The 16,000-nt window shown below is 40.8% G+C and carries 2 protein-coding genes; both read right to left on the bottom strand.

All coding sequences use genetic code 11. From position 1 onward, the window contains the following. Window positions 1-38 precede the first annotated feature (38 nt). On the bottom strand, window positions 39-7,214 hold the full coding sequence (locus HT718_RS02180; protein ID WP_173266982.1) for an SIALI-17 repeat-containing surface protein: 7,176 nt from the start codon (window positions 7,212-7,214) through the stop codon (window positions 39-41). 355 nt (window positions 7,215-7,569) lie between these two features. Further along, window positions 7,570-15,870, bottom strand: a complete 8,301-nt coding sequence (locus HT718_RS02175; RefSeq protein ID WP_173266980.1) for an SIALI-17 repeat-containing surface protein — start codon at window positions 15,868-15,870, stop codon at window positions 7,570-7,572. Window positions 15,871-16,000 lie beyond the last annotated feature (130 nt).

The following is a 16,000-nucleotide window of genomic DNA, read 5'->3' as shown; positions in this document are numbered from 1 at the left end:
ATCAATTTATAAAAATCAGAATGCTTTAGAGATAAAGTCTAATCTTCTTTACGTTTTGTAGCCAATAGTGCTGCTGACAAGGCCAGGCTAACACCTGCTAAGAAGATGGCTGTATCAGATTCTCTCTCACCAGTTTCTGGTAAGCTATTTTGATCTCCTTTGACTGCTGAAGCCTTTCTTTCTGCAGTCTGGTTATTAGCTATGTTCTGTACTGGATGCTCTGTTTTCTCCCGAACTGGTACTTCCTGATTTCCCACTGTTTCTGGAGCAGCTTTATCCTCTGGAAGTTTACTATCTTGAGGCACTCCTGGATTTACCCCGTCTTTAAAGTCAGGCTTCCCATCGATTGGTGCTACCTGATTACCTACAGTTGATTGTTTGCCTTTGTATTCTGAAATGTCGTGAACTGCTCCTTCAACAAAGTTAGCTCCTCCCTTAAACTCAGGGACTTCATTAACCGATGCTTCTACAAAGTTGACCCCTCCTTTGAATTCTGGAACTTCGTTGACTGGTGCAGGCTCCTCGCCCTTGCTATTTGAAATAGATGGTTTTACTCCTACCTCGATAATGCGATCTTGAGCCTTTCTTTGTTCAGTATGAACAAGAGTTCTAGTAGTTCCCACAACTTGAATATAGTCAACTTTTTCTCCATCTTGTCCTTCAGAAACAACACGACGTTGACCTTGAGCAAGTTCAGGATTTTCACGAATAACTTCTTTAAATGGAAGCGGAGTCTTTTCAATTTCCAAGCTTGGAGTTTCTGCTACTAAGTTTTTAACTCCTTCTGTCGGAGTTGTTTGGAAGGCTGTCTTAAAGTGTAAACGATACTCTTTCACAAGATTTCCATCTTTGGAAACAAGACGCACGAGTGTTGGAAGATTGATATTTCCAGGATTCATAACTGTGACTACTCCATGTCCACTAGTTGTCGCAGTAACTTTTGGTTGGGAACTCATTGCTGTTAGTGTATAATCTGTCACATTTGGATCAAAGTTTTCCAATGCTTTTCCATCGATCGAAATAGTCGCTGATGGTCTCTCCACTCCTGCTCCTTTTCCTGCAGAGTAGGCTGTAAATTCTACAACTGCCAAACCATTAGTAGTAGCCTTACGAGTCATGCGGGCACGAATAGCTGTCGTTTGAATCGGATCAAAGTTAAACTCTATTGGTTTACCAGCTACGATTTCTCCAGATGCCTTGTAAGGAATTTCTTGCCAATTCTCTGCCTTGTTGAATGGATGGTCAGCATTTTCTTCGTAACGAGAAATCGTACTTGGTTCTGTAAAGGCAGGACCAATATATCTTTCTAGAACCATTTTCTCTGGAGCATCTGTTCCACTATCTTTAAAGAACTGAATAGCTACTTTTCCAATGGATTGAGAGGCAATTTTTCCATCCTTCTTAAAGAGTAGGCCGATAGAAGTTTCTTGATTTTTCGGAGTACGAGACCAGTTTGTCCAACGTCCGTCTTCATTGTATTTTCCATCATTGATATAGAAAATTCTATCATGTGAAGCTGCTTGTGTATCGTTCGTTGTCGAAGCAAAGGCTTTAGAATCCGTTTCATTGTTGCTTGGATTTTCTGATAGAACTTGGTTACCTTTAGCTACAACTGTCACCTGTATTTTAGTTGTTAGATTTGTACCAATGACATGACCAGTTACTTCAAAACTTCCCTCCTGTTCTGTCGCATGTTCAGGAATGGCATCCCATTGAACTGCAAGATTAGCCTTAACCCAGCCAGCTTGTGAAGGATAATAGACTGTCACTTCAGCAGGCAATTGAAGTTGATCACCAACATTCAGGGTCTTGGCACTATTTTCTGCAGCTGCTGGTTGTGTTGACTCTTTTTCGTCATCACGGAAGATACGATATTCTTTAAGAACAGTTCCATCCTCAGCTTTCAAGATAAGACGTGTCGCACCTTTTTCACTTGTTGCAGGAACAACTGTCACCAAGCCATTGTTGCTTGCTGTTGCAGTGATTTCTTTGCTAGATTGAGGAATATAGTAATCAGTCTTAGATGGATTAAAGTGTTCAAGATCCTTTCCATCTACCTTGATAGAAATCTCTGAACTTGTAGAGCTCACTACCTTATTTCCAAGGACAGTTAGCTCTGTCAAACCAATACCAGCAGTTCCATCTGCTTTCTTCATGCGCATACGAACAGCATAGGTTTCTACCTTATCAAATGTAAAGTGGTTGGTTTTACCTGCAGATAATTGTCCAGGAGCTTTGAGGTGTTCCACCTCTTTCCAGTTAGCTTCATTATTAAATGGATGGTTGCTATCACGTTGAGCATTATTGACATCATTCGGAAGATCTGGAACTTCTTGACCGACATAGTATTCAATAACATATTCTTTTGGAAGACCAATCGCTCCATCAGTATAGAAATCAACTGAAAGATTATCAACAAAGCGCTTGGTCAAATCACCAGAGTTTCCAAACAAGATTGATGCCCAGTCATTATCAGTATTTGTTCTCCAAGTAGTCCATCTATTTTTAGCATCTGTAGGCGTTCTTGATACAGTCAGGTCGTTCAAAGCATTAGCCGAATCATCCCCTCCTGTATTGGATACAATAGCTGCTGGTAATTGTGAACCTGTCCATTGTTTAGAGATATTATTTCCAGCAACCACTTGACTAGAAACACGGACATGAGCCTTGGTGGTCAGATTGCTACCAACTAAATGACCATTGATTTCATACACCCCTTCAGTTTGACTAAAGTTAGCTGGTACCTGATCCCAAACCACATCTTTGTAGATAGTGGTTCCATTAGAATGGTAAGCACGTACACTAGCTGGCAATTGAACTGTCTCACCCTTAGGAAGAGTAAGGCTGATTTCCTCTGCAACTTGCAAGCCTTCAACCGTCACAGTTGCTTGAGCCTCAATATCTGTACCTTCTACATGTCCTTTAAGGGTAAAGCTATGATAGTGCCCCAATTCTTTTTCAGCTACTTTGTCCCAAGTTACAGCTACCTTACGAGGCAAGCCTTTATCAAATTCTGCTCCAACTTGACTAGGTAAATTAGGTTGCTGATTGATATCGGTAGAGATAGAAACTGGATGAAGTTTGACAATTTTCTTCTCTACTTTATTTTCTTTAATCACCAATTCAGTTGCGACAGATTGCGTTTTTTCTGTTTGATTGTCAATACGAGGAGTTAGAGTAACACGACCCTTAGTATAGAGCAACAAGTTCTGTCCATTTACCTCAAGATGACCACCATCAGCTGACTTGGCTTCTAAGTGGACATCTGACGCTGCAAATTCAGTCTGTGAACCGTCCTCATAATGCCCAATTACATGATAAGGGAGAACTTGATCTTCTGTTGCTTTCTCTTTTCCTTCAACGCTTACTTCCAAACGAGTCAAGGCAGGTGCTTCCTTCACGAATTGAATCAAGTAAGTTTGAACCAAGTCACCCTTCTGGTCACTCAAAAAGACAGAAGCCTGATAACCATTATCAGCAGAAGCTTGCTGAACTGTTACCTGATAGCCTGTAGTCTGTGCTCCAACACTTGGGATTTTAGCACTGTAAGGAAGGGATACTCGGTAATAAGTCTTTCCAGGCTCAAAGTTTTCAAGAGTCTTATCTCCAACCGTAAGTCCTGTAACAGTACTTTCTGTTTCCTTGTCGCTTGCGATAAAGGTTGCAGTTACTTCACGATCGTCATCTACCAATTTACCAGTAGCCTCCGTACGTCCACCTTCCTTGTTCAAAGCAGCAGGATCTTTCAAGGTCCAAGACACAACATCTGTATCAATCAAGCTACCATCTGACAAAACAGCAGTGACCGTTTTATCCAAATCAGCTGCAGTTGTACCAACTGGAACTGTCGCTACCTTAGGCAACCACTTATCAAGGGCAACTACCTTGACAAGGGCTTCAGCCTTAGCTTCGAGACCTTCTACATTACCAAATACTTTTTTCTCACCTGCACTTGTAAGCAAGTCAGATGGCACTTTCCAAGTCACATCTTTTTCTTCAACACTACCATCACTATAAATAGCTGTTACTGTTCGTGGTAATTCAGGAGTAGTACTCACATCAGTTGTGGCCTTCACAGGAGCATAGGCTATAAAGTGACGGTTTTCTTTCTTACCAGACACAGTTGCGACCGTTGCGCTATCAGAAGTTAAACCAGCAGAATCTGCATAAAGAGTAAATTTACCTTCTTTTTCTGTTGATTTTACAATGACAACCCCTTTACCATTGAAGGCACGTCTCTGCCATGTTCCATCTGCTTGAGCTTTGTAGCGTTCACGACTAGCTTGTTCTCCATTATCCACACCAACGATTTGTCCCTGACCATGGAGATTGAAATGAACAAGATTATTCGCTGTCGGAACAACATTCCCTTCGCCATCAACAATTTCGTAATGGATGTAAGATAAATCTTTACCATCTGCTGTGATAACATGCTCTTCTTTAGTCATACGAACTCTTGCTGGCTCCCCAGCAGTTGTCACACTATCACGCGCAATTTCGTTGCCATTTTCATCTCGAGCAATCGCAGTCAGTGTGCCTGGTTGGTATTTCACAAGCCACTCAAGATACAATTCACTTGGTTTAGCACCCTCATGATATGGACGTCCATCTTCTGTCGTTTTCTTAGTAAATTCCTTTTTACCAAGTGACTCTCCATTTAAGAACAATTCGACACTTGCTGCATTTGAGAAGGTACGAACCGGAACCTTTCCATCGACCAGCATCTTACGATCCCTAAGTGTCTCATCAGTCCAGTTCCAATGTGGTAAAATTCGGACAGTTGGTTTTTCTTTAGCACTATACCATTCACTACGGTAAAGGTAAAAATCATTCTTGGGTAAACCAGCCGTATCGATGATACCAAAGTAAGAACTTTTTACGGGTGTATTATCTTGGTTGTGCCATGGAGTTGGCTCACCGATATAGTCAATTCCTGTCCAGATAAATTGACCAGCATAGCCAGCATGATCACGGTCAAAAGTCCATGACTCAGTAGCTGTTCTTCCCCATCCAACACGGTCATTACCATAGTCAGATTGTTCATAATGACGATTTGGACGGTTATCGTGTCCAAGGATTTGAGCAGGATTGTAATAAGAATCACGCGTTCTAGTAGCTGAAGAAGTTTCAGAACCATAGATGAGCCAGTCTGGATGAGCTCTACGAACAGCTTCATAATTGCGCTCTCCATAATTCATACCCACAGCATCCATGATTTCTGCAACTTTTAAGAAATCACCTGTTGCTGCACGACTAAATTTATTCTCACCCATGGTAACATAACGTTCAGTGTCAATCGCTTTAATGACAGCCTTCAAACGTTTAGCAGTTTCGATAGAACGAGGACTACCATTTGCTTCCTCTACCTCATTTCCAAGAGACCACATCACAATAGACGGATTGTTCTTATCACGCTCTACCATTGTTCTGAGATCAAAATCAGACCATTTCTCTCCCTTCTTAGCCTCTGGATGAGTTGCATCTTGATCAAAGAAGCGTCCATAATCGTAAGTCTTCTTGCCACCATACCAGGTATCAAAAGCCTCCTCTTGAACCAAAAGTCCTAGACTCGCCGCAGCATCTAGCAATTGAGGGCTCGCTGGGTTGTGGGTTGTACGAATGGAGTTCACTCCCATATCTTTCAGAAGTTTTAATTTACGATAAGTAGCCTTATAGTTCTCTTCTGCACCCAAAGCTCCGTTATCATGGTGAATACTTACCCCATGGAATTTCATTCTCTCACCATTGAGAGAAAATCCTTCCTTAGCTGTCCAGTTGAAATAACGGTAACCAAATGTGTCTTCTGTTACATCAACTAACTGGCCTTCTTTATAGACTTTTGTTTTAAGAACATAAAGTTGAGGATGGTAACTTTTCGTTGTCCAAAGAGTTGGCTGATTGACCAAGATATTCTGATTAAAATGTGCTGTTTCATTTTCTGCCAAACTCTTAGTTGCAGAACGAACTATTTCTGAAACAGGCTTACCCTCCTTGGTGAAAATTTGTTGCTCTACAAAGACATTAGCAGCCTTTTTATCTGTATTTTTAATCTTACTTTGAACTTGTGTTTCAACATTGCTATCTTTTTGTTCAGCTAATTTCGGCGTTGTAATGTGGTTCCCATTTTCCGCAACATGGACTTTATCACGATAACTAAGGGTTACATCGCGATAAATCCCACTTCCTGAATACCAACGACTACTTGGTTGCTTATTGGTCACTTGAACAGTAATGGAATTTTCACTACCATCCTTGTTTAAAAATTCTGTGATATCATATGAAAAATGATTGTAACCACTTGGATAATGGCCTACAAATTTACCATTTACATAAACCTTAGAATCCATGTAAACACCATCAAAATTGATACGAACATCCTTGTTCTTGTCTTTTTCATCTAATGTGAAAGTCTTACGATACCAAGCTGTTCCACCATTTAACTGTCCACCTTCGTTACGAGCAGGAGACTTGTGGTCGAAATCAAAATAAATACTCCAATCGTGTGGAAGATTCAATTTAGACCAATCATGAACATCCACATCTTTTTTTGAAAAATCACCTTGAGCATTTAGTTTAAAGTACCAATCTTTATTGAAGTCTTGTTTTCGATCCAATAATAGCTGCTTCTCTTTTTCAACATCCGCTTTACTTGGCTCTTTAGAAAGCGCTTGCGTTTTTTCAGAAGAAGATTTGATATCTGTAGTCGGTTTTACCTGATCCTTTTCTGAAGTTTTTTTAGTATCCTCTTTTACATCTATTTCAACTGCTGCTGTAGACTTCGGACCATCTTCCTCAGTCTTTGGATTTATCTCTTCAACTTTTTGCTTCTCTTCAGCTTCGTTTTCTTCTCCTACCTTATTTGGAGTTTCAACTTTAGGACTAACCAATTCATGGTTACCTTCATTAACAGGTTTAGTAGGTTCTGTATCCTTAGTCACTTTGTCTTCTGTCGACTCAGCTTTTGGCTTTACAAACTCACGTCCACCATTCTCATCAGCCTTTGCGATAGCAGCTGCCACATCATCGGGAAGCTTATCTAAAGGCTGAGGTTGATGAACTGTTGTTTCTTCTGTTTGAGTATTGGATGAAGCCACCTCCTCAGCTTCTACAGCTGAAATACCAAATATACTAGCCCCAATCATCACAGATGCCGCACCTATAGCAAATTTACGAATGCTATAATGGCAACGTTTATCGAAAAGTCTTTTGTTCATTAAAATCCTCTTTTCTTTTTCTTGATGCCAAGTAAGCGCTTCCTTTTTTAGAAAAATAACTTCCTTCTGAACACACAACTAAGCATCGAGTTTGTTTTTTGTATATATTGAATATATCAAAACTGTCAAGAAATTGCAATCTTTTTTGTGATTTTAATATAATAAAAAATAGTGAGGCAACATCCTATAACGAGAACCTTAACAAGGGTAAAGAATCTAGTCCGAAACTATCAACTATTCAAAAACCACACAGTACTTCTTTCAGCTTGATGATGCTCAAAACTGAAATAACTGTGTGGTTTTATTGGGACATTAATGTTTATCTAGGATTATTGAATAACTCTTTTTCGAATTCTCAATCCTTTTTCCCTTTTTTGACAAACATGGCAGAGAGAACTAGTCCAAGACCACCTAACAAGGCTAAAGTAGCTGATTCTTCTCCACCTGTTACTGGAAGTTGATCTTTAACTTTAGCAACCGATGTTTGTGGTTGTTCTTGTTTTTGTGCTTGATCTGTTTTCACTGATGCACTTGCAAATTCATCGGACTTTTTAACAGTAGTTTCAACATCACTATTGCCACTGCTCATCTTATCTCCATCGACTTTTTCAACCGAATCTTTCAAGTTTTCCTCTGTTGGAGTGGCTTGAGGGCTTGCTGTTTCTTTATATTCTGGGACTTCATGGACAGCTGCTTCAGTGCCATTTACGCCACCAGTAAATTCTGGGACTTCTACTACTGGTGATGGTAGCTTGCTTGAGTCTCCCATAGATTCAGTATACTCTGGAACTTCATGGGTAGCTGCCTCAACTGCGTTTACTCCTCCTTTGAATTCTAGCCCTTCTACTACTGGAACCACATCATCACCTGCTGTTCCAATGGCTTGAGTGTATTCTGGAACTTCATGAACAGCTGCTTCGACACCATTTACGCCACCAGTAAATTCTGGGACTTCTACTACTGGTGATGGTTCGTCACCCTTACTTGTAGTTGGAGCCGGTTTGGCTGGTTCCTCTGGAAGTTCTTGGTGGAATGTCGTCATTTCGTAGAACTCTGGTTTACCTCCTTCCCAAACAAGTTTCACATCCAATAATGGAGATTTATCTCGGACAGCAAATGTTTGGAAGCTTGAGGTAATCTCACCTATTTCTGACCAAGAATCTCTTTTATCTGATTTAAGAGTTCGAGCCAATACTCGAGCCTTCACTCCTTGCGGAAGACTTGAAACAAGTCGAATATGGTTCACATCTGTCGGTTCTGACAAGTGGTAAACAAGCTCACCTTGGTCTTTCTCAGCCTTGTAGCTGGTCAAGACTTTACCATCTACGAGGTTGGTGTAGAGGTTACCTTGGCTTTCACCACTGTTTCCTTGAACAGTTGGATCATTAATCGGTTTCACGAATTCGCCATCATTGATAACCAACTCAGTGAAGCCTACAAAACGAGCATCATAGTTAGCTGTAAATAGAACACGGAGATAATTGGCTTTAACTGGACTTGCAAGTTCACCCTCGATGTAGCGGTTTCCTGGCATCTTAGAATCATGTGTCCAACCATCTGTCAAGGAATCATCACGTGTCTCATTGGCAACACCATCACCAACTGTCACAAGATCTGTCCAAGTCTTGCCATCTTGACTGACTTGAATCTTACCATCACGGAGATAGTTTTGAGTGCCGTCTTGAATGTAAGCTCTAATTTTCTTGATTGCACGTTCACTACCAAGCTTCAAGGTGATATGACCATCTTTACGCGCATAGTCTGAGAACTCTACAAAGTTATTGTAGACACCGTCAAACAACTGATCCAAGTTCTTGATCTTACGAACGTCGTTTCTACCGTATGTTGGATGGATGCCCATTGATGTCGAATCAAGTGTGGTTGGTTGAACTTCTTTTGTCTGAACAAGTAGAGAGGTTGCTGTCACTGCTTGTTCTTGGTCAGTCTTGTTGACCAAACGAACATAACGTACCAAGGACTTATCTGTCACTTGATCAGCCGGATACCATTCTTGGGCATTTGGAGAATATTCCAAGTTAAGGGATGGGTTTTCTGTACCAACCGCTTGAATGAGTTCAGCTTGGTGAAGACGATCCAGTTTCATACCCAAATAACTCTTAGCTGGAAGTTTTGTTCCGCTTGGAATTTTCAGGTCATAACGGCCTAGGCTGTCATAAACTGGAGTTGACTTCAAGTTCTCAACATTTGTATCAGTCAATTGGCTATTGCCTGTACGTGTTGCAACTGAGAAGTCAGCGATACGCCACCATAGGTTGATGTTCTTAGTATTGCGAATACGGACATAGCGAGCTGAAATTGGAGTTTCGATTTCTTTGGTTTGTTCACCAGTCAAGCGATCCAATTCTTGCCATGAGTTACCATCTGCAGAATATTCAAGAACACCTTCTGCTAATTTATCTCCTGAACCTTGGTGGAGACGAACCTTAGTCACAGGTTTGACTTCGCCTAAGTCTAGTTGTACCCAACTATTTACTGGAGTTGTATCAGTTCGATCAGCATTCGCAAGCATGGCTTCAGTATTGTCACGACCGTCTGTAATCTGACCAACTGTCGTATTGTACTTGTACATAAGATTTGGACTAATCGTCACAGTAGCTGGCTGTTTAGCACGAGTAACTTCCACAGGGCGGTTAACAGCAATTTCTCTTACAGCAAACCAAGTATTATCACGATCTGAAGTCGCAATCATTCGAACAGCCTTGGCACGAATATTGAGTTTTTCATATTTAATAAGAGATTCATTTCCAGTGTAGCTTGGTTCTGAAAGTGTTACCCACTCATCATTTTCATTAAGATACTCAACCTTAGCATTGTTAAAGGTATCACGAGGATTTGCTTGAGTTCCCATTGCAAAGGTCAAGTTTTGGAGTGGAACAGCTTTGTTAAATTTCAAACCAATGTAATCACCAGTCTTGATACTGTTTGGCGATTTGATTAATGCATGAGTTCCCAAATCTCCATCAGTTACCTCAGCAAGTCCGCCTTCTACACCTGTACGGTTTGTGATAAATGTACTGATAACTTGGTCTGGATGCAAGGCTTTTTGAACTTCTGTTGCCAAGATTTCACGCAGTCCAAGCAAGAATGGACGGATGTGTTGAACACCTAACTCAGCTTTTTCATCATGATCTACATAATGGAAAGTATAAGTTTGTGATTGTTCGTAGAGTTTCAAGCCCTTGTAGTAACTATCCCAAAGTTTTGCAGAATCGTTCTTTTCGATAGCTTCTGTACCATCAAGGAGAGCACTCAAGGCATCCATTTGGTCAATGGTATTGTCCAACCAATAATGGATTTGAGCACGCATCTTTTCATCACCAGATGCTTTATAAAGTTGAGCTGCGGCTTTTAGTTTCGCAAATTCTGCACGCAAGCCTTCACGCTCTGCACCAACATCTTGACCAGCTTTCAACTTAGACATGAAGGCCGCCAATTTCGGTGCAAGTTCAACAGACTCTTCCAACTTCACAACACGACCATCCATGTTTTGGTTGATCATATGTTTACCAAGCTCACGGAAGGCAAGAGATGCTTCGCTATCTGTAAACTTACCATTTTCAACAAAGTTGAAGGCAATATCGTTTACTTTCTTAGCTTCTTCTTCTGACTTCCATTGTTTCCATGCATATTGAGCTGCAGAGAAGAGGGCAATCTTAGAAGGCTCAGATTGTTGCATTGGATTCAACATGATACCTGAAAGAAGACTAGGATCAACATTTGGATGAAGGAATTTCTCACCACCACCTAAGATTAAGTGTTGTTTAGAGTTATCTGTAACAGGCCAATTGACCCATAGAGAAACTGGACGATAGGTCTTACCACCTGCAGTCAGGTTGTTCTTAAGGTTAGAGAGGAAGCTTTCGGATACTTCACCCCAGATCTTACCACCAGTAAGGGTCATAGAGGTTGAAGTTGGAAGATTTTCATTGAGTGCTTTCAACTCATCTTCACGGCCATTACCCCAATATTGACCTGGGACAAAGATCATTTCCTTACGAAGGCCACCATAAGTTGCTTGTTTTTCAGTCAACCAGTCTGTCATGTCCTTCATCAAGCGGTTGTAGCTATTGTAGCCACCAACTGGACTTGGGGCATCATCGGCCAAAATACCGAACTCACGAACACCGACATCCATCAATTGAGTGAATTTAGCCTTAATAGTTTCAAGGTCTTTTTGGTAGTCAGCATCGTTGCCAAAACGGATACGGTTGTTCATGAATGGATGGATGGTCCATACATAACGAGTCTTGTTTTGGTTTCCGACACGTGCCAATTCACGGATTTCAGCTAATTTTTCTTCTGGATAAAGTTCACGCCATTTCTTGTTGTGATATGGATCATCTTTTGGTGCAAAGAAGTATTGGGTCAACTTCAAGTCACCACCATAACGCATCAACTCAGCACGATCAGCATTGCTCCAAGGGTTACCATAGTATCCTTCGATAAAGCCACGGTTCTTAATTTCAGCATAGTCTTCAACTGTTACGTTACGCAAGACTGGAGCTTCACTTTCATTAAGCATGTGTTTGAGAGTTGTCAAACCGTAGAAGACAGCATCTGTATCTTTACCGACGATAGAGATTGTATTGTTCTTGATTGACAAGGCATAGGCATCAATCTTATCAAAGAGTCCTTGAGAAATTCCAGACACTTCTTTTTCAGCTTGGGAATTTTGACCATGAACACCAAGGTAGATGTTGGTAGCACCTGCCACTGCTGATTGACTGCTTGTGTATGAGATTTGATGATCTTGTAAAACACTCTTCAAGCGGTTACGAGTATAGATATCCAAATTATCCCCCATAACAAGATTGACTTGTTTATGGAGTTTTGTAACACCTTCATCGTAAGTTACTTTTTGTGGCGTTGGGAAGACCTTGTACTCTTTCTTAAGGTAATCTTGACTTTTCGATGCTGCAGCAACCGCCTCGTCACTTGTAGGTTTCGTAGCTACAAAGTTATCCGCAAGTTCAGTTGTACCATCGCTTACTTCTTCAACTTTAGGTTTTTCTGGAGTCACAGGTTTCTCTGGACTAACTGGCTCTTCTGCATTGGTAGTAGAAACTGGTTTCAGAAGTTGAATTTCTGCAGCACTACCAAATCCTGCAACACCTGCTAGAACTTTTAACTCTACCTTATCCGTTTCAACTGCATCAAAGTTAACTGTTTTCTCTTTGGCATTGTTTTCCCAAGTTCCTGAAGCAACTTTAACCATTTGACCATCTTTTTGAGCATAGATTTCATAAGATGTCACGACACCATTACCACCACCTGGACGTGGAAGATAAGTCAAACCATTGACTTTTTCACTTGCTTTCAAGTTCATAGCAACTGTGAATGGTGCTTGATGTCCAGACCATTTTGAATGCCAGAAGGTGTTTGGATCATTGTCGAAGGCTTTTTCTACTGGACCTTCTGCATTGGTACCTGGTAATTCCTGACTAGTTGCAGAAACTGTAAAATGATCATTTGGAATCAAACGTGGATTTACAAATGGTTCATTTGACAACTCAGCACTATGCAAGAGTCCTTTGAAACCACCGATCGTTTCAAGTGGTAGAACCAAGCTATTATGAGCAAAACGAGGATTAGCTGGATTTGCAATCCGTTCAACCTTTTCACCATCTACATAAACTTCTGTCGATTGTGGTTTCGTTACAACAGAGATTTGATAACGTTTGTTCTTTTCAAGTTTCTTGTTAAATTGAATATGGAATTGTTCAAATTTATAGGCAAGGTAGCCATCTTTGTCTGCAAGATAAAGTTGATTATTGCCACTTGTTGAGAAGGTCTGTTCACCGTCACCAGTTACAGTAACATCCATTTTCAGGACATGACTTGGTCCTGCGTCACCAACTAGACCTTCGATTGTACTGTCTTTATCGAAATTCAATCCTTTTTCACTTGTCTTCACTTTCTTAGCAAGATAATCTTTGACAGTCTCAGGATTAATCTTGAACAAGTCTTCTTCAGCTACGGTCTTATCTGGGTTAGATTGTGGTGCATAGACACTTGCTGGTTGAACACGTTCTGCATAGGTCTTGGCTGCACGGTCTGAACCCCAAGTGCGTTCTGCAGTTGATTGCATACTCTTGAAGAAGCGTTTAAAGATATCATAAGAAGTAAGTCCAGTTTCATGAAGGTCAATGTTATCATTCCAAACCGCATGACCACCACCAATGATATTAGGATTAGAGGCTTCTAGACGTGGTCCTCCACCTGTTGAGAAGTCATTTGGTGTCCAACGGTTGTACTGAGTTTCATAGTTAGCATAATCTCCATAAGCAGTTTGGCTATTACTACCACTTGGGACACTATAGGTTGGAACATCTGTGATATTGATAATCTTGGCGCCTTGAGCAATTGCAGCTGCTGGACGTTGCCATCCAAGGCTCCAGATATCCACTTCTACATCTTTCCAATCAACTGGCGTTTTTCCTTGTTTGGCGCTGAGTGATCCCCAAATACGTGGTGTATAACCTTTTCCTTTGATATACTTGATGAGGTCATTAACATAGCGACGATAACTTTCTGGACTTCCATAATACTCATCTGTACCGATATGAACGGTAGAAACGCCATGAAGGGGTGCATCTGGACCATCAAGAAGTTTATCATAGACTAATTTAACAAAAGCAAGTGTTTCTTCGTACTTGTTATCCAAGTCCAACATAGCTACACGTTCTACATTGTGTTTTCTCGCACTAAGTTGACCCTTGTACATCAAGTCTGGACGAACTTTAACGAATGAAAGGGCGTGACCTGGTGTGTCAATTTCAGGAACAAGGTTGATATGCAAAGCTTTTGCTAACTTGATGATTTCTTGCATTTCTTCCTTGGTATAGTGCTCATCTGATGTTAATTTTTGGCCATCCTTACCAACAATATCTGTCTCCACACGGAAGCCTGTCTTGGCATGCTCTAGAACATACTTCAGTTCTTCTTCTGGACTTAAGTTCTTACCTGCCAAGTGCTCTTTTAGGAAGATATAGTTATCATTCAAGTGCAACTGAAGATCGTTCATCTTGTAGTAGGCCATGTTTAGCATGATGTCTACAAGCGTATCATAAGGGATAAACTTACGACCTGTGTCTAGCATAAAGCCACGGTGGCTGAAGCTTGGGAAGTCACGGATCTCACCGTTCTGTAGATCTTTTTCTCCCATTTGAAGAAGTGTACGTGTAGCATAAAAGGCACCTGCATTTGTTGCAGCTTCTACAGTGATAACACCATCTTTTACAGTGATACCATAGCCTTCCTTGCCATAGCCCTTATCTTCAACCTTTTTAAACTCAATACGGTTTTGTGCTGCTTGACCACCTGTGGCGATTTCTAAGCCACGACTTTCAAGGTCAGTCTGATAGAATTTCGCTTCTTGACCAAATCCAGAATCTCCGACTGAAATAACAGTAGATGATGTAATAGAAGTTTTTCCTTCAGTTCCATACCATTGTTGAACTGCTGGAGCAACTGCTGGCTTAGTTCCAACACCTTCGTCTGCATGCAAGCCTTTAATAAGAACTTCAAATTCTTTTGTGAAGGTATGAGTATCTTTGACTTGTTGGACCATGACCTTAACAGTTTGATCTGTTAAAGGTTTGTAGATTTTGTTATTGAGATCAACAACACCCTGTTTGTTGCTACCAATTAAGCTTACTTGACCTGGTAATTTAGGTAAAACAAGTGATTTTCCATCTTTAGCAACTTCTAGTTCTGTCACCTGACGAATATCTGTTGGTTTGCTTGCATCCGGAATGTTTGAATAGGCACGAATTTCTTGAATACCAACATTTTTCCAGTTCATAGTACCAGCTTGGTAATCTGTGATTTCAAGTTTAAGGTACTTGGCTTGAATAGCCTCTTTCAAATCAACTTTTTCATCAAGAAGCGGAGTGCCTGTTCTTTGATAAGCTAACTTCCATTCTTTAACTCCCGAACCATTCACATCATCCTGGCCAGCGTAATAAAGATTCCATGACTTGATATTTGGATCATTTTTTTCACCACGAACACGGCGATCCCAATCAATCTCCACATGCTTAATCACTGTTGTCTTTTCAAGTGTAAATTCGATGGTTGGTTTTTCAACATTTTGATCAGTAGCCCAGCGAGTATCAGGTTTTCCGTCAATTGCCTTTTCTGCTGTGTACTGTGTGTTTGCTTCATGGTTTGATGCTGTAGCAGAAGCTTTTTCTAAATGATTGACATCTGGAGTTTCGACCAAATCTTTGGCCACTGGCTTTTCAGCAGGTTTAGCTGCTGGAGCTACTTCTTCTTTGGGAGTTTCTGCTGGTTTTGGAGTTGTTTCTTCCTTAGGGGCAGGAGTTTCAGTTGGTTTTGTAACTGTTTCTCCAGTATTTTCAGGCTGACTTTCTTTCTCACTTGGTTGAATTTCAGTATCCCCCGTCGTAGTAGCAGTTTCTGCTTTTTCAATTGCTGCTGCTATATCTGCTGGCAGTTTATCCAGAGGATGAGCCTGTGTTATTGTTCCTTCTGTCTCAGCAGGTCCTTCTGTTTCAGCTGCTTGAACCATGCCAGCACCAAAGATACTGGCACCAATCATAACAGAAGCTGCACCAATCGTAAATTTACGAATACTATAATGACACCGTTTCTCAAAAAAATGTTTTCCCATTTTTTCCTATTTCCTTTCATACGCTCACAATCGTAAACGTTCTCATTTCCTTTAGAAAAAGAGAGGACCTAGAGGTCCTCTCTGGGTATTCTTTTTTCTCCACTAGAACAAGCAGAGAGTTTGAGCTCCC

The organism is Streptococcus sp. 714, assembly GCF_013277115.1.
Lineage (GTDB): Bacteria > Bacillota > Bacilli > Lactobacillales > Streptococcaceae > Streptococcus.
Note: the sequence above shows the minus strand (reverse complement) of the source record. Positions and strands in the feature narration are given on the sequence as shown.